This window comes from Pantoea sp. DY-5 (assembly GCF_019795955.1).
Taxonomy (GTDB): Bacteria; Pseudomonadota; Gammaproteobacteria; order Enterobacterales; family Enterobacteriaceae; genus Pantoea; species Pantoea leporis.
Window position 1 is genome coordinate 68898 of sequence record NZ_JAIMIE010000007.1, and the last position, 22309, is coordinate 91206.

16 protein-coding genes are annotated in these 22309 nt (G+C 56.5%); 7 read left to right on the plus strand and 9 right to left on the minus strand.

The window, feature by feature from the left end:
• Positions 1–5: 5 nt before the first annotated feature.
• Positions 6–1490, plus strand: coding sequence for an exopolyphosphatase (gene ppx, locus K5Y30_RS20225; protein ID WP_222185705.1), 1485 nt, complete (start codon positions 6–8; stop codon positions 1488–1490).
• A gap of 183 nt (positions 1491–1673) precedes the next feature.
• Here ppx and rep read toward each other — a convergent pair whose 3' ends face one another.
• Positions 1674–3695 (minus strand): DNA helicase Rep, encoded by a 2022-nt coding sequence (rep, locus tag K5Y30_RS20230; protein WP_222185704.1) that lies wholly within the window; start codon positions 3693–3695, stop codon positions 1674–1676.
• A gap of 72 nt (positions 3696–3767) precedes the next feature.
• Between rep and ppiC the strand changes: the two genes are divergently transcribed.
• Entirely contained in the window at positions 3768–4049 is a 282-nt protein-coding gene (gene ppiC / locus K5Y30_RS20235; RefSeq protein WP_008105734.1) for a peptidylprolyl isomerase PpiC, read from the plus strand.
• Here ppiC and K5Y30_RS20240 read toward each other — a convergent pair whose 3' ends face one another.
• Entirely contained in the window at positions 4050–6110 is a 2061-nt protein-coding gene (locus K5Y30_RS20240) for an AsmA family protein (RefSeq protein ID WP_137384898.1), read from the minus strand.
• A gap of 61 nt (positions 6111–6171) precedes the next feature.
• A complete protein-coding gene (gene pdeH, locus K5Y30_RS20245; RefSeq protein ID WP_222213090.1) occupies positions 6172–6945 on the minus strand; it encodes a cyclic-guanylate-specific phosphodiesterase in 774 nt (257 codons plus the stop codon).
• Positions 6946–7227: 282 nt separating this feature from the next.
• On the opposite strand from pdeH, the gene K5Y30_RS20250 reads away from it, so the two are divergent.
• Complete coding sequence (locus K5Y30_RS20250) at positions 7228–8157, plus strand: sugar kinase (protein ID WP_222213092.1); 930 nt, start codon at positions 7228–7230, stop codon at positions 8155–8157.
• 366 nt (positions 8158–8523) lie between these two features.
• Positions 8524–9396 carry an alpha/beta hydrolase gene (locus K5Y30_RS20255; protein WP_137384896.1) on the plus strand — a complete coding sequence of 291 codons (873 nt, stop codon included), beginning with the start codon at positions 8524–8526 and terminating at the stop codon, positions 9394–9396.
• Between the two features lie 3 nt (positions 9397–9399).
• Here K5Y30_RS20255 and K5Y30_RS20260 read toward each other — a convergent pair whose 3' ends face one another.
• The 6 genes from K5Y30_RS20260 to bcsE all read right to left on the minus strand — a co-directional run bounded on the left by K5Y30_RS20260 (position 9400) and on the right by bcsE (position 18575).
• The gene (locus tag K5Y30_RS20260) at positions 9400–10908 is read right to left on the minus strand and encodes a pitrilysin family protein (RefSeq protein ID WP_101763783.1); all 1509 of its coding nucleotides are present in this window, start codon (positions 10906–10908) and stop codon (positions 9400–9402) included.
• 245 nt (positions 10909–11153) lie between these two features.
• Positions 11154–12434, minus strand: a complete 1281-nt coding sequence (locus K5Y30_RS20265) for a dicarboxylate/amino acid:cation symporter (RefSeq protein WP_101763784.1) — start codon at positions 12432–12434, stop codon at positions 11154–11156.
• A 228-nt stretch (positions 12435–12662) separates the two neighbouring features.
• Positions 12663–14675, minus strand: coding sequence for a biofilm formation regulator HmsP (gene hmsP / locus K5Y30_RS20270; RefSeq protein WP_217549664.1), 2013 nt, complete (start codon positions 14673–14675; stop codon positions 12663–12665).
• A gap of 540 nt (positions 14676–15215) precedes the next feature.
• Positions 15216–16847, minus strand: a complete 1632-nt coding sequence (gene bcsG, locus K5Y30_RS20275; protein ID WP_222213094.1) for a cellulose biosynthesis protein BcsG — start codon at positions 16845–16847, stop codon at positions 15216–15218.
• The gene (locus tag K5Y30_RS20280) at positions 16840–17028 is read right to left on the minus strand and encodes a cellulose biosynthesis protein BcsF (protein WP_222185698.1); all 189 of its coding nucleotides are present in this window, start codon (positions 17026–17028) and stop codon (positions 16840–16842) included. Before K5Y30_RS20280 ends, bcsG begins: the two co-directional genes overlap by 8 nt.
• Entirely contained in the window at positions 17025–18575 is a 1551-nt protein-coding gene (gene bcsE / locus K5Y30_RS20285; protein WP_222213096.1) for a cellulose biosynthesis protein BcsE, read from the minus strand. Before bcsE ends, K5Y30_RS20280 begins: the two co-directional genes overlap by 4 nt.
• A gap of 195 nt (positions 18576–18770) precedes the next feature.
• On the opposite strand from bcsE, the gene bcsR reads away from it, so the two are divergent.
• From bcsR to bcsA, 3 genes are read left to right on the plus strand one after another with little or no spacing between them, the layout of a single operon-like run.
• The gene (bcsR, locus tag K5Y30_RS20290; RefSeq protein WP_222185696.1) at positions 18771–18965 is read left to right on the plus strand and encodes a cellulose biosynthesis protein BcsR; all 195 of its coding nucleotides are present in this window, start codon (positions 18771–18773) and stop codon (positions 18963–18965) included.
• On the plus strand, positions 18965–19696 hold the full coding sequence (gene bcsQ / locus K5Y30_RS20295; protein WP_222213098.1) for a cellulose biosynthesis protein BcsQ: 732 nt from the start codon (positions 18965–18967) through the stop codon (positions 19694–19696). The genes bcsR and bcsQ overlap by 1 nt, the downstream gene beginning before the upstream one ends.
• On the plus strand, positions 19693–22296 hold the full coding sequence (bcsA, locus tag K5Y30_RS20300; protein ID WP_222213100.1) for a UDP-forming cellulose synthase catalytic subunit: 2604 nt from the start codon (positions 19693–19695) through the stop codon (positions 22294–22296). The genes bcsQ and bcsA overlap by 4 nt, the downstream gene beginning before the upstream one ends.
• The last annotated feature ends 13 nt before the right edge of the window (positions 22297–22309 follow it).

Sequence of the window (22309 nt, forward strand, 5' to 3'; positions counted from 1 at the left end):
ACACCATGCTAAGCGCATCGTCACTTTATGCAGCGATTGATTTAGGTTCTAACAGCTTTCATATGTTGGTGGTGCGCGAGGTGTCTGGCAGCATTCAGACCGTCGCGCGGATAAAGCGCAAAGTGCGTCTGGCGGCTGGCCTCGACAAAGCGAATCACCTCTCCGCTGAGGCGATGCAACGCGGCTGGCAGTGCCTGAAGTTGTTCTCTGAACAGCTGCAGGATATTCCTCCGGAACAAATCCGCGTGGTGGCAACCGCCACGCTGCGCCTTGCCGAAAATGCGCAGGATTTCCTCACAACGGCTGAACAGATTCTTGGCTGCGCGGTGAATGTTATTAGCGGCGAAGAGGAAGCACGCCTGATTTATCAGGGCGTAGCGCATACCACCGGCGGTTCCGATCAGCGTTTAGTGGTCGATATCGGCGGCGGCAGCACTGAACTGGTGACCGGCGAAGGTGCACATGCCACCACGCTGTTCAGCTTGTCGATGGGTTGCGTAACCTGGCTTGAACGCTACTTCAGCGATCGTCATTTGGCCAAAGAGAATTTTGAGCAGGCCGAACTGGCCGCGCGCGAGATGATCCGTCCGGTGGCTGCTGCGCTGCGCGAGAAAGGCTGGCAAATCTGTGTCGGGGCATCGGGCACCGTACAGGCGTTGCAGGAAATTATGATGGCGCAGGGCATGGATGAGCGCATCACCCTAAGCAAACTGCAACAGCTGAAACAGCGCGCGATTCAGTGCGGCAAGTTGGAAGAGCTGGAAATTGAAGGATTGACGCTGGAGCGCGCCTTAGTGTTCCCGAGCGGTTTATCGATTCTCATCGCTATCTTCCAGGAACTCAGCATTGAAGGCATGACGCTAGCCGGCGGCGCACTGCGCGAAGGTTTAGTGTATGGCATGCTGCATCTGCCGGTGGATCGTGATATCCGCAGCCGCACATTGCAGAACGTGCAGCGTCGTTTTGCCATTGATATTGACCAGGCCGGTCGCGTACGTCAATTGGCGGAAAGTTTCTTCCGTCAGGTGAGCAGCAGTTGGAAGCTGGATAACCGATGTCGCGATCTACTCCTTAGCGCCTGTTCTATCCACGAAATTGGCCTGAGCGTCGATTTCCGCCAGGCACCGCAACACGCCGCTTACCTGATTCGTCATCTCGATCTTCCTGGCTTCACTCCCGCGCAGAAAAAAATGCTGGCTTGCCTGCTGCAGAACCAAAGCGGCAGCATCGATTTAGCCTTGCTGACCCAGCAAAACGCCGTACCGCCGCGCATGGCGGAGCGTTTGAGCCGTTTGTTGCGTTTAGCGATTATTTTCTCGAGTCGTCGTCGCGATGACACTTTGCCTGCCGTGCGTTTACAGGCGGATGATGATGCGCTGCATTTGACGTTGCCAGCCGGTTGGCGCGAAGTGCATCCGCTGCGTTCTGAGCTGCTGGAGCAAGAGAGTCATTATCAGTCCTACGTGCACTGGTTACTGACGATTTCCTGATTGGAAATGTGCTGGCTGTCCCCCATCCCGACCTTCCCCCGCAAGCGGGGGAAGGAGATGCTGCCACATGCAATTTCCGACTCACATATAGCAGCATCTTCCTCCCCCATTCATGGGGGAGGACCGAGGAGGGGGACTGCAAGCACGGACCGAGGAGGGGAACTACGACCACTAACCGATAACTCAACCCTTCTTCGCATTCTCCAGCATCGCTCTCAATCCAGCGACGCGCGTCTGTCCGGTCTTCACGCGCTCTTCGGCGCTCACCACTTTTTTCTCGCGTTCCCACACCACATCGTCCTGCGGCAACTCCAGCAGGAAGCGACTCGGTTCCGGGCGCATCAGCTCGCCATACTGGCGGCGTTCACGGCACAGCGTAAAAGTCAGCTCTTTCTGCGCCCGGGTAATCCCCACGTAAGCCAGACGCCGCTCTTCCTCGATGTTGTTCTCATCGATGCTGCTCTGGTGCGGCAATAACCCCTCTTCCATGCCAACCAGATAGACATACGGAAACTCCAGCCCTTTTGAGGCGTGCAACGTCATCAGCTGCACCTGATCGAGCTCCTCGTCGCTTTCACCGCGCTCCATCATGTCGCGCAGCGTAAAGCGCGTCACCACCTGCGCCAGCGTCATCGGCTCGTTCAGCTCATCGCCTTCCAGCATCTCGGTCATCCACTGGAACAGCAGGTTAACGTTCTTCATGCGCATCTCAGCGGCTTTCGGGCTGGGCGAGGTTTCAAACAGCCAGCTTTCGTAGTCGATGCCGCGAATCAGGTCGCGCACCGCATTCACTGGCTCGCGTTCGGTCAGTTGGACGATTTCACTCAGCCAGTGCGTAAAGCGCTGCAGATGCTCCAGCCCGCGCCGGCTCAGCGTTTGCTCCAGCCCCATATCGAAGCTGGCGTTATACAGGCTTTTATTGCGCAGGTTGGCCCATTCGCCCAGCTTCTGCAGCGTTGCCGGACCAATCTCACGGCGCGGCGTATTCACGATACGCAGAAACGCGCTGTCATCTTCCTGATTGGTCAGCACGCGCAGATAAGCCAGCAAATCTTTGATTTCCGGGCGTGAGAAGAACGACGTACCGCCCGAAATACGATACGGAATACGGTTCTGCATCAGCTGCTTCTCGAACACGCGCGACTGATGATTGCCGCGATAAAGAATGGCGTAATCTTTGTAGGCGGTTTTGTTGATGAAGTGATGCGCGATCAATTCACCCGCTACGCGTTCCGCTTCGTGGTCTTCGTTATTCGCGCTCAGCACCTTCAGCTCGCTGCCCTGCCCCAACTCTGAGAACAGGCGCTTCTCAAATACGTGCGGATTGTTGGCGATAAGGATGTTGGCCGATTTCAGGATGCGCTGCGTCGAGCGATAATTTTGCTCCAGCTTCACCACTTCCAGCGCCGGGAAATCCTGCTGCAGCAGCACCAGGTTTTGCGGACGCGCGCCACGCCACGAGTAAATTGACTGATCGTCATCGCCCACCACGGTAAAGCGCGCGCGCGCACCCACCAGCAGCTTGACCAGCTCATATTGGCTGGTGTTGGTGTCCTGATACTCATCCACCAGCAGATAGCGGATGCGCTGCTGCCAGCGTTCGCGCACTTCCTGATTGCGCTGCAGCAGCAGCGTGGGCAGCGCGATTAAGTCGTCAAAATCCAGCACGTTGCAGGATTTCAGATGTTGGTCGTACAGCTGATAACAGTGAGCAAAAATCTGATCACGCTGCGATTGCGCCAAACCCGCTGCGCCCTGCGGATCGACCAGATCGTTCTTCCAGTTGGAGATGGTGGAAATCAGCTGCTGTAACAGCGTCTTGTCCTCTTCCAGCCACTGTTTGGTCAGGTCTTTAAGCAAGGCCAGCTGATCCTGATCGTCGAACAGCGAGAAGCTGGCTTTCATTCCCAGCGCCTTGTATTCGCGTTTAATGATCTCCAGTCCCAGCGTATGAAAGGTGGAAATCATCAGGCCGCGTGCCTCTTTACGCCCCAACGTCTGCGCCACGCGCTCTTTCATCTCGCGCGAGGCTTTATTGGTAAAGGTTACGGCGGCGATATGGCGCGCCTGATAGCCACATTCGCGGATCAGGTGGGCGATTTTGTTGGTGATCACGCGGGTTTTACCCGAGCCAGCACCGGCCAGCACCAGACAAGGACCGGTGACAAATTCGACAGCTCGTTGTTGGCCGGGGTTTAAACGCATAACGGAATTCGCTCAGTTGAATCAAAAGAAAGGAGGTTATAATGGCCGGATTATACACATTAGGACTTCATCATGGCGAAAACCGCGGCGGCTTTACATATCCTCGTGAAAGAGGAAGCGCAGGCCAAATCCCTGCTGGCGCAACTTGAGAAAGGGGCGAACTTCCAGCAGCTGGCAAAGAAACACTCTACCTGCCCATCCGGACGCAACGGCGGTGATTTGGGTGAGTTCCGTAAAGGACAAATGGTACCGGCATTTGATAAGGCGGTCTTCTCCTGTCCGCTGCTACAGCCTTACGGACCGGTGAAAACCGCCTTTGGTTACCACATCATCAAAGTGCTGTGGCGTAACTGATCACTTCTGATTCTTCATCTGCTGCAGCACATTACTGCACTGATTGTCGTCAGTATCGCTAGGCGAAATCAGTGCGATCAACGCGGCGGCGGGAGCAACCACCGCCCCGAGCGCCACCGCTGCGGCACCGCGTGCAATCAGCGGTCCGGCTTTCACCCCAGCATCCGGATTTTTAAAGGTGCCGCGCACATACAGCGGCGAACGCAGCGTGATGATGCGAATCCCTTTACTCTCCGGATTGATCGACAAGTCCATGCGTTCATTCGCGAAATTAACGTTGCCGGTCACGTTGATCACCGCGTTCTCGGTATCCAGCAGGAACAGTTTCGGCGTCGCTAAGCCCTGACGAATATTCATATCGGTCGCCGCGCAGTTGATCTTCACTTCATCATCGCCGAACAGCTTACCCACCACATAGTTACCGACGTTCAGTCCGGCAATCTCCATCAGGCTGCGACTGATCAGGCCATCATTCATCAGTAGCTTCAGTTCGCCATTGCTGGTGCCGAGCAGATCCGCCACCGAATTGCCGGTGCCGCTCAGCGAGGCATCGCCGTTGAGCTGGCCCAAACTGTTCTGCATCGCCGTAACATCCGGGAACAGCTGACGCAGACGCAGCTTACGCGCGTGCAAATCGGCGCGTCCGCGCATCGGGCTGCGGTCGCCCTCCAGATGAATGGTGGAGTTGATGCTGCCGCCGGCCATACCGAAGCGCAGCGGATCGAGCAACAGGTCGCCGTTTTTCAGCTGCAGATGCGTATAGAGATCGCTGAGCGGCAGCTTGCTGCTGTGTTCAATGCGTTTGCCGCTGAACTTCACATCCGCATCCATCACGTCCCAGCTCTTGGTATCAAACTTGTCGTGTGGCAACACGCGATCGGCAGGCTGCGATGAGGCTTCGCCGCGCTGCGCTTTGGCCTGCTGCGTTTTCTCGCTGCCTTTGCCGGAGTTGACGCCAATCAGCGGCCCCAAATCTTCCATCCGCAGCTGGTTCGAGGTCAATTCACCGGTCAGCGTTGGACGCGGTTTGCCCTGACGATAGGTGAGCGAGCCGTGAATATCGCTGTCGCCGATGTGGCCGTTAAACTTCTCGTAGCGGAATAGCGGCCCTTTCGCCTCATTGAAACGCGCAATCAAATGGCCGTCAGTTTCATAGGGCGGCGTATCGGGCAGCAGCACGCCGGTCAGGCCATACAGATTGGCCAGCGTATCGCCCGCGAAGCGCAGACGCACATCAAGTCCGCCAAGATTGAGCGGATCCTGCAAGGTACCGTCAATACGTACACGCGTGGTGCCATTACGCACATCCACCTGCAGCGGGAACGGCGTGGTTTTACTGCGCAGCGATAGCATGCCGCCAATTTTGCCGTCGCCATCCAGCTTCTGATTGTTGTAGGTGCCGTTCGCCTGCCAGCCAAAGACAAAATCACCCGCGCCTTTCTGCTGATCGTCACCGCCCGCCACTTGGGCGTACGGCACCGGTTTGCCCAGCGGATTGATGGTCACTGTGACATCGGCTTTATTGACGGCGTCGCGATAGCGCACTTGTCCCTGATCGAACAGGATGTTGTCGAGGCGGAAGGACCAGGCAGAAGGCGCGGCGTTAGCATCGCTGTTCTGACTGCTGGCAAGATCAAAGGTCCAGTTGTTCTTTTTATCTGCGGTTTGCACCAGCCGCGCATCCGGCTTTTGCATCTTGATCCACGGCAAATAGATCTGCTGATGCAGCAGCGCCAGCGGCGCAATCGTCGCTTCAACCCGCTGCAGATGCACCATGGTGACATCAGGAATGGATGGCGGATTACCGAGCATGACATCGTCGGCATGCACCTGCGGCCACGGCACCCAGCTGCGCCAGCCAGGTTCTTCACGGTTGCGAACCCAGGCCACGCCGAGATCGCCGCGAATCGCGAAAGGTCGGTTCAGCTCGGCTGAAACTTTTTGATTAATCGTTGGTTTCAGGCGGTTCCAGTCAAAGGTGGCGATGAGCACCACAATCACTACAACCAATAACAAAAAAATCCCGAACACCCAGCTCAGGATCTTTCGAGTACGTGACATATTGCTTCCTCCTTGCCCTTCCACGTCTGACTAAGGATAGTCGAGACGCTGCGGAACGGGATCAGGGAAGCTCAAGTGCCATACGTTCCAGCTCGCTAAACGGCACCGGACGCGAGAAGAAGTAGCCCTGCGCCGCCATCGCGGGCGAGCTACGTACCTGTTGCCACTCCTCTTCGGTTTCCACGCCTTCGACGATGACGCCGTTGCAATAACGGTTAATTAACGCCAGCAGCATGGAGAACATCGAGCGGCCTTCATCGCTGGCGCGCAGCAGCATAAACAGCTCGCGCGAGAGTTTGATGTAGTCGTAACGTAATTCGGTCAGCGCGGAGAAGTTCGCCATGCCAGAGCCAAAATCATCCAGCCACAGCGGCCCGAGTTCCGGCATCTTCGCCACCATCTCTTCCTGCGGCAGCGCATGATGTTCCGTCAGTTCGAAGCGCACCCAAGGCAGCTGCGCGATCAGCGCGCGAATCGACTCATGCTTCTCAATCTCCATCAGCGTTGGACCGTCGATATTCACTGACGCCACTAGCTGACGCTGATTGAAAAACGCTGACCATGTGATCAGCAGCTCGAGTTGTTCCTGGACGACACCGAGCCGCTGCGCGATAGTCAGTGCTTCAAAATAGTCTTCGGGCGACAGCCTTTTTTCTGGCGCGGAGGGATGCGTAACCGCCGTCAGTAATTCAATAGCCAGCATGCGGCCTGAGACCTGGTAAATCGGCTGGAAAGTATAGAATCGTTGGCACTGCTGCCAGAAGAGACGCGTTTCCTGTTGTTGCTCCAATTCATTTGAAACAGGCAGCCGATGACTCAAATTCTTCATCACCATGGTTTTTTCCTGGTTGGTGTTGAGTGCCTGCAAATAGCATCTCAGCGGCAAGTATCGGCGATCGCCGGGATAACTTTATCAATCTCGTTAGTCCCATGAAGAGTTGAGTGTAACAGCGTGCTTCGCACTTAATCGGCAAAACAAAACGCGCTTTGGCCGCTAAATCACCGTGGCGCAGGCGGTTTGCTGCCTTAAGTTAAATCAAAACATCGTTTTAAAAACCATTGACGACTGCCATACCAGACGCGAGACTAAGGCAGAATTCACTACAGGCTGAAGACCATGACGCAGAAGAAAATCGCTATTATTGGCGAATGCATGATTGAGCTGTCCGAGAAAGGTGAGAACATCAAACGCGGTTTTGGCGGCGATACGCTGAACACGGCGGTGTATCTGGCGCGTCAGTCAGATAAACAGCTGCGTGTCGATTATGTCACCGCACTCGGCACCGACAGTTTCAGTGACCAGATGATCGCCGCCTGGCAGCAGGAAAAGGTCGAAACCGCGCTGGTTCAGCGCCTCGACAATAAAATGCCGGGTTTGTACTTCATCGAAACCGACGACCACGGCGAGCGGACCTTCTGGTACTGGCGCAACGACGCTGCCGCCCGTTTCTGGCTGGACAGCGCGCAAGCGGACGCGATTTGCCAGCAGCTGGCGCACTATGATTTTCTCTATTTGAGCGGCATCAGCCTGGCGATTCTGCCTGCGGCCAGTCGCGAAAAACTGATGTCGCTGCTCAGCGCCTGTCGCCAGAACGGCGGCAAGGTGATTTTCGATAACAACTATCGGCCGCGTCTGTGGGCCGATAAAACCAGCGCTCAGCAGGCGTATGCCGAGATGCTGCGTCATACCGACATGGCATTTCTGACGCTCGACGACGAAGATTTGCTGTGGGGCGAGCAGCCGCTGGATGCGGTGATTGCCCGCACACGCGCTGCGGGCGTGCAGGAAATTGTCATTAAACGCGGTGCGGACTCCTGTCTGGTGGCGGTTGGCGATGAGCCGCTGCGCGAAGTCGCCGCCATCAAGCTGGCGAAAGAGAAAGTGATCGATACCACCGCGGCTGGCGACTCCTTCAGCGCTGGTTATCTGGCGGTGCGTTTAGCCGGAGGAAGCGCCGAAGATGCCGCCGCACGCGGTCATCTCACCGCCAGCACGGTGATCCAGCATCGCGGGGCAATTATCCCGCTCAGCGCGATGCCGCGTTAATCCAGGTGCGCATGTTGTAGGGTCGCCATTTATGGCGACCAAACGCATAAACACTGCTAACCAACCCGCCCGCGCAGTTTGCCTTAACACAGCATTTTTCCCTGCTAATTTCCGCTAACGACCTGACTCATCCACTTCTGTAACAAAACCGGTATGACTTCTTCACTCACGCTAATCAGATCGATTTAAATTCAATGCGTTATGGCACGAAATCTGGCCGCCAGGCATAGTCCGAAACTGGCGTAATCGGCGGTTTTCGGCTGGACGCCAGCAGCAAAAAAGACCATGTTTTAATCAACAACAGCAGGACGCTGTTACTCCGGCCGCGAAAAAATAACGACAACATGACTCGCTCAGGACTGACTTATGCACACAGAAATCATCAATATCTGGCCACACGGTGATGCGCCAGGCGCGAGCGATTCGCGCGCTCAGCCGCAGATCGTCGATCTCGCCAAAGAGTACGAACCTTATGACCGCGCCGCCACCGGCGTGCGCTGCCCGGAAATTGCCATCTGGCATCCGGAAACCTCGAACGGCATCACGCTGCTGGTCGCGCCGGGCGGCGGTTATCAGCGGGTATTGATCGACCGCGAAGGCAGCGCGCTTGCCACTTTCTTCACGTCAATGGGCTACACGCTGGCGGTGATGACGTATCGCCTGCCGTATGACGGTCACCATGAAGGTCCAGACGCGCCGCTGGCCGATGCGCAGCGTGCGGTGCGCGTGCTGCGTGAACGTGCGCAGCGCGGATTGAACGGCAAATATATTGTGATGATGGGTTTCTCGGCGGGCGGACACGTTGCCGCCAGCCTCGGCACCCGCTTTGGCGAGAAACTTTATCCAGTGCAGGATCAGGCCGACAGCTTCACGCCGCGCCCGGATGCGATGGTGCTGCTCTATCCGGTGATCAGCATGCGTGAAGGTCTGGCGCATGAAGGTGCGCGCACCCGCTTGCTCGGCGCATGGCCGGATCAGAAGATGGTTGATGCTTATTCGCTGGAGACGCGCGTGCACGCACAAACGCCACCGACGCTGCTGATTCACGCGTCCGATGATGAATCGGTTTCGGTGAACAACAGCATGGTGTTCTTCAGCGCGCTGCGTGAGCACAAAGTGCCGGTGGAGATTCACTTCTACCAGAAAGGCGGCCACGGATTTGGTATCCGTGGCGTGGCGGATTTACCGCTCGCCAGTTGGCCGATGCTGGTAACCGAGTGGCTACGTGCTAAGACCTAATGTTTAGGATGATGGCGCGGTCTGATCCGCCGCGCCTGCGCTGTTATCCGGTTTCACTTCTTCCGGACTCGCGGGTACCGCTGGCGGTTCGGGTAGCTTCATCACTTTATCCCAGCTTTCCTGCAGCATCTTCACGTTGGTCTCGGCTTCACCCTGCGGCTGAATCAGCACCATGGTCAGCTCCTGCGACAGTTGCTGACGCAGTTCCTGATTTAGCTGGTCGCGCGTCATTTCGCTGAGGAAGGTTTGACGCAGCTTCTGATACTGCTCAGGCGCAATGTCCACCACCGCGTTTTGCTGCGAGCGCAGACGCTGGCCCATCAGAATATCGGTGTCGGTGCGGGCGTATGTGGCAAACAGCTTATTGAGCTCCAGCAGCTTCTGCGCCATCAGCGCATCAAACTCTTCCTGCGGTAACCCTTTGTCGCGCACCGCCGCCAGCTCTTTCGCCACCTGATTCATATTCTGCGGCAAAGAGGCATTCGGGCTGTCCATGTTGATCGAGCACTGCGCACGTTGATAGAGCACGCGGCAATCGAAGCCAACCTGCACGCTTTGCGCTTTGCTGTCAGCCAGCGCGCGCTGCACATGCCAAAACAGCGCTTCACGCGCTAAATCGCTCTGCCAGTAGCGCTGCAAATTTTGCGAATCACGAATCGGCTGCCATGCGGTGTCCCATACCAGCGACAGGCGATCCTGATTCATGCCGCCATTCACCAGATTCACCGGCTGATGCGGCAGCGGTGACAGCGTCGGTAGCGCGGCAGGTGCGACACGCTTGCCTTTCAGCGGCGCAAAAGCTTTGTTGATCTGCTCCGCCATGCTGCGGCTATCGACATTCCCCACCACGTACAGCGTCATGCCGTCTGGCGTGTACCACTGTTGATAGAAGCTGTTGAGTTGGGCGATATCCACAGGCGCGCGCGGTTGTTCGCCCGGATCGTGCGCCAGCATCGCCGAGCCTTTCAGGCGATAGCGCCACCACACATCCTGCGTATTGGCGGGCCAGGTGGCTATCGGATCGGTCGCCATTAATGCGGTAGAAACCACCTGCTCATTAATCGTCATTTTCCCGGCGGTCGCCGCCAGCCAGCTGAGCGCTTCTTTCAGCAGATCAGGGCGGTTATTTGGCAAGCTCAGGTTGTATTGGGTGTAATCGTACGACGAAATAGCGGGTGGCAGCGGACGTTGCGGATCCATGGCTTGCTGCCACAGCGCACGTTGCTGATTGGTGTCCAGCGTGGCGTTATGCACCATCGCTAAACGCGGTAAAAGATGGCTATAGCCGGTTTGTTGCGCACTCTCCACCAGCGAACCGGTGTTAACAATCAGGCGCAGCTCAATACGATCGCTTGGACGTTGTGGTGTGGTTAGCAGTTGCCAGCTAAAACCATTGTCCAGTTTGCCTTCCTGCCAGGCGGGATCGGGTTGGAGCGTCTCGGCGTGTACGCCAAAACCGGACGCTGCCAGTAGCAATCCGCCAACCAAAAGCCGAATTCTGGTGCCCTGCATGTGAACCCCTACTCAAACAGATCAACGCTCGTTAGCGCGGCATGTTCGGTCACATCTGGGGTGACCGGCGCGGCATTGTGCCGCCACGTTTATTTAATAACAGACTCTTTGACCACGAGAAGGTCAGGATGTCGCGCAACGAGGCAAAAAATCGGGAAAAAAATCAATGGGGTTTATTATGCAAATGCCCGCTGTCAGGGCAAGCGACAGCGGGCATTTCTCGGCAAATTAACGCAAATAGCAGGTTATGCGGCGGTTTCTGGTGCGTTATTCACCTTTTTCCCGGCAGAAAGCGTCGCATTCAGTTGTTTCTCATCCAGTTGGCCGACCCACTTCGCCACCACGATGGTCGCCACGCCGTTGCCCACCAGATTGGTCAGCGCACGCGCTTCGGACATAAAGCGGTCGATACCGAGAATCAGCGCCAGACCCGCAACTGGTAAATGTCCCACCGCTGACAAGGTCGCCGCCAGCACGATAAAGCCACTGCCGGTTACACCCGCTGCGCCTTTCGAGGAAAGCAGCAGCACCACTAACAGCGTGATTTGGTGGAACACGTCCATATGCGCGTTGGTCGCCTGAGCGATAAACACCGCCGCCATGGTGAGGTAAATCGAGGTGCCATCCAGGTTGAAGGAGTAGCCGGTTGGAATCACCAGCCCCACCACCGATTTCTTACAGCCCAGCTTCTCCATCTTATCCAGCATGCGCGGCAGCGCAGATTCGGAAGATGACGTGCCCAGCACAATCAGCAGCTCTTCTTTGATGTAGGCGACAAATTTAAAGATGTTGAAGCCAGCGAAGCGTGCAATCAGCCCCAACACCACCACCACGAACAGCACGCAGGTGATATAGAAGCAGATGATCAGCTGCCCCAACTGCACCAGCGAACCGACGCCATATTTACCGATGGTGAAGGCCATCGCCCCGAAGGCACCGATTGGCGCGAGACGCATAATCATGTTGATCACGCCGAAGATCACTTTCGAGAAGCTCTCAATGACGTTGAACATCACGGTGCCGGCGCTGCCCAGGCGATGCAGGGCGAAGCCGAACAGGATAGCGAACAGCAGCACTTGCAGAATGTTGCCGCTGGCAAAGGCACCAATGACGCTATTCGGGATCACATCCAGCAGGAAGGCGACCACGCCTTGCTGCTCCGCCTGCTGCGCGTAAACCGCGACTGCTTTAGCATCCAGCGTGGCTGGATCAACGTTCATGCCCACGCCAGGCTGCACCACGTTAACCACCACCAAACCGATGATCAGCGCGATGGTGCTGACCACTTCAAAGTACAGCAGCGCCACTGCGCCCGTACGTCCAACGGCTTTCATGCTCTCCATGCCGGCAATACCGGTCACCACCGTACAGAAAATCACGGGGGCGATGATCATCTTGATCAACTTAACGAAACCATCGCCAAGCGGCTTCATTTGCGCGCCTAACTCAGGATAGAAGTGGCCCAACAGGACGCCGATGCCGATGGCAACCAGTACCTGAAAATAGAGGCTTTTTAAGATTTTCATAACAGGTGTCCAGTAAGACGGTTCGCACCGCCATTGTTGTGGAGAACGCATGCGGCAAGCCGCCAGAAGCGTAAAACCTTACCGATGGCGAGGAAAATAACACCCTGTTAACAAGATTAATATCCCCTACTATTCCTTACAAAAGTTACAAAACTCTAACTATGAACTGAAACGCTTCAGCACAGCGCTTCGCTACAATTTTGTAAGGAAAATCAATAACCAAGGTGATTATTCAGGGAGTTGCGAGCTATTGAGCCAGCGTTGGTTAAAGATGTGGAGCGGCAGCGCTTCAGCGTATAAGTAGCCTTGCCCTATAGTAATTCCGCGCGCCAGCAGCCAGTCGCGCTGCTCGGCGGTTTCCACACCTTCCGCGATGACGTCGAGGTGAATGATGTCGGCAATCGCCGCCACGATGCGCACCATGGTGTCGTCATCCGGCAGCGCGGCGACGAAGCTGCGATCCATTTTCAGCTTATTTACCGGCAGCGCTTTGAACTGATGCAGATAGTTGAGGTTGGAGTAGCCCATTCCGAAATCATCGAGCGCTACCGCCACGCCGGTTTGCTGCAGCAAGCGCAGTAGCGCAATCGCCTGTTCGGCATCGCCAATCTGCGCGGTTTCGGTGATTTCCAATACGAAGTTGCCCGGCGCGATGCGATGGCGCTCCAGTAAGCCCTGCAAATGGCTGACCATGCTGGCATCACGCAGCTGCACCGCCGAGATATTGACGCTGAGCGGGATGTTAATGCCCTGCTTCTGCCAGCCGGCCAGAATGCGGCAGGCTTCTTCAAACACCCAGCGGCCAATGGCCGAGATCACACCAATCTCTTCGGCGCTGGCAATAAACTCTTCCGATAATCCGTAGCTGCCATCCGGCATGCGCATACGCAGCAGCGCTTCGGCACCGGCCAGCTCGCCGGTTTCCATATTGATTTGCGGCTGCAGATAGAGGGCAAACTGCTCGTCCTGCAGACCTTGCAAGATGTCGTGTTCCTGCGTTAAACGCTTTTGCGCCCGCTCGGTGAGCGCCGGATCGAAGAACAGAATCTGGTTTTTGCCCTGATGCCGCGCCGACATCATCGCCGAGGTGGCGCGATCGAGCTGTTCGCTGGCCGAGATGCTGCTCTCTTCGTGCAGCGCCAGGCCAATGCTGGCGTTCGGACGCAGCTGCAGCTGTTGCAGGTTCACCGGCTGATTAATGCGAATCATCAGGTTGCGCGCCAGACGCATGGCGCGGAACGGATTGTGCGCGCGCTTCATCAGCAAGGCGAAGTCGCTGGGCCCGGTTTGCGCCAGCAGTGAGTGATCGTCAACGGTACTGCGAATCTTCTCCACCAGCGTCAGCATCAGCGTATCGCGCTGCTCATCACTCAGCACGCCGTTGGCTTCCTGCAACGTTTCAATGCGAATCACCATCAAACCCCACGCCTGACGATTGTGGCGATGGCTGATGTGCTGTTCGAGCAGCGCAAGGAACAGCGCGCGATTGGGCAGATCCGTAACGGCAAAATGCGTGGTCATGCGGCTCATTTCGTCGTGAATCGACTCCAGCACCTGCTGGTTGCGGTTATAGCTGCGGATCAACATGCCGATTTCATCATCGCGATGATTATTAGGCAGCTTCATTTTGTGGGTCAGAATCGCCTGCGGCGGCAGCTCCTGCAAATCACGCGAAAGGTCGCGCAGCGGATGCACAATCAAGCGGTTAATACACCAGCTAATGGCGATCGAGAGAATCAGCGCCAACAGCAGATAGGTGGTGATCATGGTGGATAACGTGCTGAGCAGGAACTGATAAACGCGCGAGGAATCGGCCTGCAGTACCAGATAGGCAATCGGCTTCGGCAAGCCGGAACGCTCCACCGAATAGAGCGGCAGCGTGATTTGCACCGGCAGCTCAAACAGGCGCGCGACCCAGCGCGGCACCGGTTTCTCCGGCGCGAAATCGGCGTGCAGCGCCTGGAAGGCATTCGGCAACACCACATCGGCGCGCGATAAAATACCGGCCGGTTTCAGGGTATTAAGGATGCGTTCGGCTTGCGGAATATCGGCTTTGAGCACCGCTTCGGAGAGTGGCTGACGCACGGTGTGCGCCACATTTTCCATTTGCTGGGCGTAGTCAATCCTGCGCTGCTGCACAAAGTGAAAAAGCTGGATGACAATAAAGATGCAGATGGTCACCATCGCCACGGCGGAAACCGTCGCCATCTGCTTTATCGTTAGAGAACGACTGACGCGCAACAAAACTTCTCCAGGCCACCAAAGGCGTGTAATGAGATGAAATTCGCAGCGAGTATATCCCAGGTCACGCGTTTTTTTCGCCGGGATAAAGGCGAAAAATAAGCAAGTTTGGTTATTTATGAAGTGATTCGGAATTATGCAGGTTTTGACGCGCATTCAAGCGCGCCTGGCCGTCATGGATGACAACCCCATGAGATTTGTAGCGATTGCGAGTGAAAAATACGCGTTAATGCTGCAACGCGGGTGTTGAGGCGACATCCCGAGCCGCTGAGCGAATGAGGGATTCCAGGGCGAGCCGCATGGATGCGGCGAGAGGTGGCGCTGAGCAGGAGCGAATCGCCACCGGTCCGTCAGGAATCGTGAATGAGTGAAGGCACCGCGAAGCGGCGGGTTGGGCTGGCGCAAGGCCCGGGAGTGCAGAGGGCGCGGCCAGGCGTCCTCTGCTCGGTCGCCGCACGTAGGTGCTGCAACTGCCTCAGCACATGGCGAACGAAAGTCGCTCCGCGCTTAACTGAGCGGCATCACACCATTAATGGCGACCTACTGCGGATACGGCACCCAATCGCCGCCGTTCAGGCGAATCCACGGTTTACCCTGATACATCATCACCACCGCGTTATCGTTCTCAGACACCACCGGCGTCTGCGGCAAATTATCGGTCAGCACCGACATATTAACGTTCGGCGCGTTAAATACCTGGCCATCCACCACGCGCGACACGATTTCTGAGATCGCCATCAGGCTGGTAGGCGTCTCCACGCTAAGCGGCTGGCCCTGATGCGGTGCTTTCATGCCAACAAACTTAATGCCGACCGGCACATGGGTGATATCCGGACTGGGGATATCACGCAATCCTGACATCTGCATCTTGTCGCCCTGCAGCGCCGCGCCGTGTTCCGGCACCACCAGCACCATCACGCGACGGCCCGACTTCTCCAGATTGGTCAGGAAGGCATCAAGCTGATCAAACAGCACTTTGGCGCGCGGCTGCCAGTCGGCGCTGCGCGTGCTGCCCAACTCGCGCGTACCGTCATGCAGCGGAATCAGGTTATAGAAGGTGGCGGAGCGCGCATCGCTGCTCTTGGTGCGATCGTCGAGCCAGCGCTGCATCAGCTGCGCATCATTAAATACCGGCGAGCCATCAAATGACGTCACCTCCGGCGAGATGCCCGCCTGCGACATCAGCGGCGCCTGCAGATTGCCCTCTTCACGCAGTTCCTTGAGATAGTTACCAAACACGCCGGTGTGATCCATCATCAATTGCTGTTTAAAGCCCAGCTTCGCCAGATTATCAAACAGATAGCAACGCTGATCGGTGGCTTTGTACAGATCGCTGTGCGAGCTCTGGCCGCAGCTGGCGCGCAGCAGACGAATCCCCGCCGGGCCGCTGTAACCGGTGGCGGAGTTATAGTTGTTAAGCAGAATATCGAAGTGCTGCCACAGCGGATGATTTCGCAGCTGCGCGACGTTCAAATCCGACCACGACAGCGAACAGATGTTGATCACCAGAATATCGAACGGCTGCGAATCAGCTGGCAAGGCGTCCGGGAAATGGGTCGCACGCTGGCGCTCGGCGTCGTAAAAACGGTTGAGCCACGCAGTAAGATTGGCGCTGGTTGGCGGCGCGGATTGATCGAGGCCATCTGGCGCTTTCGCCGCTGGCGTATCGTTGAGCTTCACCGTCGGCGTGGCGGCGCTGGTCGGCAGTAAATTCATTGCCGGTCCGGCGATCGTCAGCACGTTAAGCCAGATCAGCATCAGCGACACCAGCACGGTGACGCGAATCCACTGCGCGACAAACAGATACAGCACCAGCAGCACAAAGCCCGCGCCAATCATCTCCCAGTTAATAAAGCGATTGGCAAGATCAAGCAGATAACTGGGCGAGAAGCCCGCCAGCTGGCTGCCCTGGCTCATAATCGAATTGAGTCCCGGCAGCCAGGTATCGTGCCAGAACAGCGCCACGCCAATCGGCAGCGAAATCCACTGACGCAGGCGATGCAGCCGCGCGCCCGGCAGCGGGAACAGCAGCCACGCCAGAAACACCAGATTACTCAGCGCGTGAAAATTGAGGTAGCCGTACCACAGCAGCGCAAATTTGATCAGGAAGTAAAAGTTCCAGCCGCCGAGGCCGCGCCACCACGAACCGTGCATCGTGAATCTGTTATTCATGTTTATCCGTTTTATTGGTTTTGCGTTGCCACTGTCCTTCTGATTTTAATGCGCGCGTCGGCAGCAAACGCCGCAGCGGATTGGTGCCGCTGCGCGCTCGTCCGCGCCCAAACAGTGATGTCAGGAACAGCAAAATCAGTAACAGCAGGATCGCCACCTGCACCCAATCCATCAGCGTCATTGGTGGCTTACTCCGTCGAGGTTGAGGGTAATCGGCTGCGGCGTTTGTGCCCCGCGTTCAGGCGCGGCGGCTTGGGGGCTAACTGGCGCAGCGGCCAGCGGCACGGTTTGCCTGTCACGCTGCGCCACCGAGGTTAACTGCCGAATTTTATCCGCCTCCGACACGATCTGATTGTCTTCAAACCAGACGATGCGATTGCTAAACAGCTCGTCGTGCGGCAAGGAGAAAATCGATTTGAGCGCGATATCCAAATCGTTGAAGCGGCACGAAGAGAGGAACAGATAGATGCGGTCGTTCACCAGCGTCACGAGATCGCCGAAGCGGCGCGGTTTACACAGCGTCAGAATCTGTTCGGGTTTCAGCTGCGGCACCGCGCGCAGCGCCACCATCAAGCCTTTGTCATTTTCCGGCAGCAGCGTATTGGTCATCAACTGCTGCACCGCCGCGCAAAATGCGTCCAGCGGTAGATAGCCTTTCTGCTGCAGCGGCTGCAGCGCCTGCATCAGAGCATTGAGATTGGCAGGCACATGGCGCGAGAACTGCTGCCCCTGAATCCCTTCCAGCGTGGTCAGAAAGCGCGACAGGCTAGCCGCGGTCGGCACAATGGCATTCACGCCGCAGGCCAGCAGCAAACGCTCATCACTGTAGCGCAGCGTGGTAGTGATTTCGCGCACCACAATCTTAAGCGCGCTACCGCGTGAGCGACGCAAACTATGGACCATCGTTGCTAAAGAATTAATGTCTTGATTATGAACCAGACTAAAGATGACCGTGGCGGCATTCGCCTGCTGCGCACGCGAGAACACGCTTTCGTTATCGCTAAACAATTGCCACTGCGTCGAAAGCGGCGGCGCGCCTTCCAGCACACCTTCTTGCGCAAGGAATTGGTTTTCATCATTGCGGCTTAAGGGAATATTTTGTTCCGCTTGATTAACGGCAATAAATTGATTATCGACATAACTCAAACGGATAGCGCGGTCGGCCAGCAATTTATCTGCCGCATACCACCAGTTAATTCGATATTGCCAACTGTCCTGCTGAAACTCTAAATGTGCGAGACCATCAAGCTGGCGAAAATAACCTTGCAGATGATTACGCAAGTGAATTATTGACGTACCGGGGGTGATCATTAACAGCGTAATTTGTTTTTTAGATAACAAACGGCGCATTCGCTTAAGCCAGAGGATTAACTCGTCGGGCGATAATTTCCCCCACAGCGCGGCATTACTATAAAAAATTACCAGGCCGCTGCGGCTATTCAGCACGCGGGAAAAATCACTTTCCAGCTGCTTTAAGCTGCTTTTATTTGCCGGCAGTGAAAATAACGGCATACGCGCCGGACCGCCGATGGGATCGGGCGTCAACAGCGCCTGCGGTTTCTCGTCCGCACTAATGAGCGTAGCCGCTTTTTGCTGGCTAACCACCTGACGCAGCAGTATTCGCGCATCTTCCTGACGCTGGCTGGTAATCCAGTAAAACCCTGGATTCTGCAGAGTATTTAATTCCTGCTGAATCTGCTGCAGGCCAAGCGCATAATGTTTTTTCATATTTGATTCGCGATCGATACAATCCAGGCTAGTTTAATCGAGACAGCCACAATTGGAACGGGTGAAATAAAAAATAGCGTATTGGTGAAAATCATATTGATCTGTGGATAGCATTTGTCTTTACTTCAGGTTTAAACTTTACAAAAAATAAAACCACAATTCATCCGTTGTCGATTTTTCGGTGGCAAAAAAATAATGAAAACAGAGAATGCATTTTCGCTGAATGCTGCTAGCAGCGAAGAGCACGATGACATTACAGCCTTAAGTTATGCCTTTTCCCTTAAGGCATTTCGCTACATTGATATTGCCCGCGAAGCGCGACTTAATACCATTATGACGCGCTGGCCATTGCTGCGTGAAATAAGCGCCGCACAGGAGTCAGAACGTTAATGCCTGTTATTGCATTACAAGGATTGCGTGGCGGTTGTGGCGCCACTTCGCTGAGCGCCGCACTTGGCTGGGCGTTTAACGCGCTGCAGCAGTCGGTGCTGGTTATCGATTTTTCACCGGTAAATCAGCTAGCTGCCCACTTTAATATGCCGCTCGACCGCTCTCAGGGCTGGGCGCCCGCGCTGCTCGAACAGCACGCTTGGCAGCAGTACGCACAGCGCTATCAAGCGGGGCTGGATTTTCTGCCGTTTGGCGCTCTCACGTCGCAACAGTACGCCAGCATCAGCGCTATCAACGCAGAATTTGCCGCACCGCTGCTACACGCGCTACCGGCCCTGAAATCGCACTACAACTGGATTATTTTCGACATGCCAGCGGATCTGTTGCCGTGGCAGCGATCCCTGGTTACCGCGGCCGATCGTCTGCTGCAGGTGCTAACGCTGGATGCCAACTGTCAGTTGCGTCTGCATCACGCGCGTTTTCCTGCGCACACGCTGTTTCTGATCAACCAGTTCAACGCCAACAGCCAGCTACAGCAGGATCTGCATCAGCTGTGGATCAGCTCACTGAAAAACCTGATTCCCCAAGTGATTCACCGCGATGAAGCGCTGGCGGAAGCGCTGATGATGAAACAGCCGGTGGGCGAATATCGGCCGCATGCGCTGGCCAGCGAAGAGATCAACACCCTGGCTAACTGGCTGCTGCTGCATGTGCCGGGAGGCGCGGCGTGAATCCATTACGCTGGCTGCTGATGCCGCAAGCGTGGCAGGCGCTGCAACGCCGCGCTCAGCTGGCGCATCAGCATGGCGCGGGCCGTTTCACCATCGCGCTGCATTTAATGTGGTGCGTACTCGCGTGGTCGCTGTTGCGGCTGGAAACACCGGGATGGCAGCGCATCCTGCAACATCGTCAACGTTACTACCCGCAAATTTCGCCGCTGCGCCCACGTCCGCTTGACCCGCTGCGCTATGCACTGCAAAGCCTGTGGCTGATGCTGGTATTGCCGCTGGATAAACGCACGCGTAAAAGTTTCAGCGTCAAGCCGCTGTTCCGCTGGCGTGAGCCGCTCTATCAGTGGCTCGGTGCGCTGCCGGCACGGCTGGAACAAAACCGGTTCGCCCAGCGCAGCGAACAACGTATTCAGGCGCTGCCCGTGTGGTTGCGGCAGCTGCTGTTTATCGTGGCAGCGATTGTCGCCAGCCTGCTGGCGCTGCTGTGCATCTCGCAGCCCTTCGGCATCACTACGCAGTTTGTCTTCGTGCTGCTGTTATGGGGATTGGCGATGCTGGTGCGTCGCGTGCCGGGCCGCTTGTCCACCATCATGCTGATCGTGTTATCGCTGACGATTTCCTGCCGTTATCTGTGGTGGCGCTACACCGAAACCCTCAACTGGGACGACCCGATCAGCCTGACATTTGGTCTGCTGCTGATAGGTGCAGAAACCTATGCGTGGGCGGTATTAGTGCTGGGTTATTTCCAGACGCTGTGGCCACTCAATCGTCAGCCGGTCTCGATGCCGCCGGAAATCACCTCGTGGCCGAGCGTCGATATTCTGGTACCGACCTACAACGAACCGCTGAGCGTCGTGAAACCGACCCTCTACGCGGCGATGGGCATCGATTGGCCGCAGGACAAGCTCAATATCTACCTGCTGGACGACGGCACGCGCGAAGAGTTCCGCGAGTTTGCCGCCAGCGTCGGCGTCAATTACGTGGTGCGTCCCACCCACGAACACGCCAAAGCGGGCAACATCAACCATGCTTTGAAAGCCGTGTGCCGCAGCGAATATGTTGCCATTTTTGACTGCGACCATGTGCCGACGCGCTCGTTCCTGCAGCTGACGATGGGCTGGTTCCTGAAAGATCATCGGCTGGCGATGCTGCAAACGCCGCACCACTTCTTCTCACCCGATCCGTTTGAACGTAACCTCGGTCGCTTCCGCCAGACGCCTAACGAAGGCTCGCTATTTTACGGTTTGGTGCAGGATGGCAACGATACCTGGGATGCGGCGTTCTTCTGCGGCTCTTGCGCCATATTGCGCCGAACTGCGCTGGATCAGATCGGCGGCATTGCGGTAGAAACCGTCACCGAAGATGCGCACACCTCGCTGCGCCTGCATCGTCAGGGTTACACCTCGGCGTATATCCGTATTCCGCAGGCTGCGGGTCTGGCCACCGAGAGTTTGTCCACGCATATCGGCCAGCGTATCCGCTGGGCGCGCGGGATGGTGCAGATTTTCCGCCTCGATAACCCGCTGTTCGGTAAAGGATTAAAGCTGGTGCAGCGCCTGTGTTACGCCAACGCCATGCTGCACTTTCTCGCCGGGATTCCGCGTCTGATCTTCCTGCTGGCACCGCTGGCGTTTCTGCTGTTCCACGCCTACATCATCTACGCGCCCGCGCTGGCGATCGCCATCTACGTGTTGCCGCACATGCTGCACACCAGTTTGACCAACTCGCGCATTCAGGGCCGCTGGCGACATTCGTTCTGGAGCGAAGTGTATGAAACTGTGCTGGCGTGGTACATCGCGCGGCCAACCACGGTGGCGCTGTTTAATCCGCATAAAGGCAAATTCAACGTTACCGCCAAAGGTGGTTTGGTGGCCGAACGTCATCTCGACTGGGTGATTACCAAGCCGTACATGATGCTGGTGCTGCTGAATATCGCCGGTATTGGCATGGCCTTCTGGCGCATGGCGTACGGTCCGGCCAACGAAATGCTCACCATTTGGGTCAGTTTGGTGTGGGTGATTTACAACATGATTATCCTCGGCGGCGCGGTGGCGGTATCGGTTGAAGCGCGCCAGATCCGTGAAGCGCATCGTGTGGAAATCGCCATGCCTGCCGCCATCGCGCGTGAAGATGGACACATGGTGCCGTGCACCCTGCGTGACTATTCCGACGGCGGCGTGGGCGTTGAGCTGCGCGAAGCCGATGCGCTGAAAGAGGACGAAACCGTGTCGCTGCTGCTGCGCCGTGGTCAGCAAGAGTTCAGCTTCCCGTGTCAGGTGCAGCGCGTGTTTGGCCGTCGCGCCGGGATTCGCCTGCATCAACTCACGACGCGCCAACACATTGAATTTATTCAGTGCACCTTCGCTCGCGCCGATACCTGGGCGCTGTGGCAGGACGGCTTCCCGGAAGATAAACCGGTGCAAAGTCTGGCCGACATTATGGTGCTGGGTTTTAAAGGCTATCTGCGTCTGGCCGAGTATGGACCTGCGCCGCTGCGCCGCTTATTCCGTGGCCTCACCGCGTTGGTGAGTTGGCTGGCGACACTGCTACCGCAGCGTATTGACCGCCAGCCTGCGACGATCAAAACCGATTTTACTTAAGTTGATGATATGA

Coding starts and splice junctions, on each gene's coding strand:
- ppx (WP_222185705.1), top strand. CDS start 6: ATGCTAAGCGCATCGTCACTTTATGCAGCGATTGATTTAGGTTCTAAC.
- rep (WP_222185704.1), bottom strand. CDS start 3,695: ATGCGTTTAAACCCCGGCCAACAACGAGCTGTCGAATTTGTCACCGGT.
- ppiC (WP_008105734.1), top strand. CDS start 3,768: ATGGCGAAAACCGCGGCGGCTTTACATATCCTCGTGAAAGAGGAAGCG.
- K5Y30_RS20240 (WP_137384898.1), bottom strand. CDS start 6,110: ATGTCACGTACTCGAAAGATCCTGAGCTGGGTGTTCGGGATTTTTTTG.
- pdeH (WP_222213090.1), bottom strand. CDS start 6,945: ATGGTGATGAAGAATTTGAGTCATCGGCTGCCTGTTTCAAATGAATTG.
- K5Y30_RS20250 (WP_222213092.1), top strand. CDS start 7,228: ATGACGCAGAAGAAAATCGCTATTATTGGCGAATGCATGATTGAGCTG.
- K5Y30_RS20255 (WP_137384896.1), top strand. CDS start 8,524: ATGCACACAGAAATCATCAATATCTGGCCACACGGTGATGCGCCAGGC.
- K5Y30_RS20260 (WP_101763783.1), bottom strand. CDS start 10,908: ATGCAGGGCACCAGAATTCGGCTTTTGGTTGGCGGATTGCTACTGGCA.
- K5Y30_RS20265 (WP_101763784.1), bottom strand. CDS start 12,434: ATGAAAATCTTAAAAAGCCTCTATTTTCAGGTACTGGTTGCCATCGGC.
- bcsG (WP_222213094.1), bottom strand. CDS start 16,847: ATGAATAACAGATTCACGATGCACGGTTCGTGGTGGCGCGGCCTCGGC.
- K5Y30_RS20280 (WP_222185698.1), bottom strand. CDS start 17,028: ATGACGCTGATGGATTGGGTGCAGGTGGCGATCCTGCTGTTACTGATT.
- bcsE (WP_222213096.1), bottom strand. CDS start 18,575: ATGAAAAAACATTATGCGCTTGGCCTGCAGCAGATTCAGCAGGAATTA.
- bcsR (WP_222185696.1), top strand. CDS start 18,771: ATGAAAACAGAGAATGCATTTTCGCTGAATGCTGCTAGCAGCGAAGAG.
- bcsQ (WP_222213098.1), top strand. CDS start 18,965: ATGCCTGTTATTGCATTACAAGGATTGCGTGGCGGTTGTGGCGCCACT.